General features: G+C 45.1%; 1 protein-coding gene. It reads left to right on the top strand.

The genetic code is table 11. The annotated features are described in order from the left end of the window. Nucleotides 1-250 (top strand): hypothetical protein (locus ACT3RN_RS16070; protein ID WP_444518862.1); only part of this gene is annotated, 250 nt, incomplete at its 5' end. Between the last annotated feature and the right edge of the window lie 313 nt (nt 251-563).

The raw sequence follows: 563 nt of genomic DNA, 5'->3' as shown, positions 1-563 counted from the left end.
AAGTTTCGCATCGCGCGCTTGGGTTAACGCCTTCTCACCTTTACCAGCAAGATGCAGACCCGTTATAGCTAATGCGGGAGCGGCAACTATACCTCCTAGTACCAAAGTACCGCCTGCCATACCGAATCCACCTGCTGCTAAAGATCCGCCACCAAGCCATGCAAGCGTAGCGCTTTTGGCAGCTGCTCCTGATAATGCTGAAATTGCTGTGCCTGTTGAAGCCGAAGCAAGTAAGCCAACAGACCCGTAAGCGCCTATGCCCGTAAGGACACCTGCTGCCGCACCTGTTAAAAGACCGTTCTCTAACTCAAGTGAAGCGGTTACCTTTTGCTGTATGTCAATATAGTCTTGCTCTGTAATCGACTGACTAAAATTCTCAAGTTTAGAGCCCGCATCTTTTATCTTTTTAATAGTGTCTATAATATGCTTAATTTGATTGTTAAAAATATCAACTTTTAGCTGTCCTAAATTTCTAAGCTCATCGTTAGTATCTATCCGAAGGTTACTTAGTGCTTTACGCTTTTTATCTAGCTGAACCGCCCCGGAATTGTCGGAGACTCAAT

Source organism: Psychrobacter sp. AOP5-GZ1-6 (genome assembly GCF_052376345.1).
Classification (GTDB): Bacteria; Pseudomonadota; Gammaproteobacteria; order Pseudomonadales; family Moraxellaceae; genus Psychrobacter.
The sequence above is the reverse complement of the archived record's forward strand: the minus strand, read 5'-3'. Positions and strand labels throughout refer to the sequence as shown.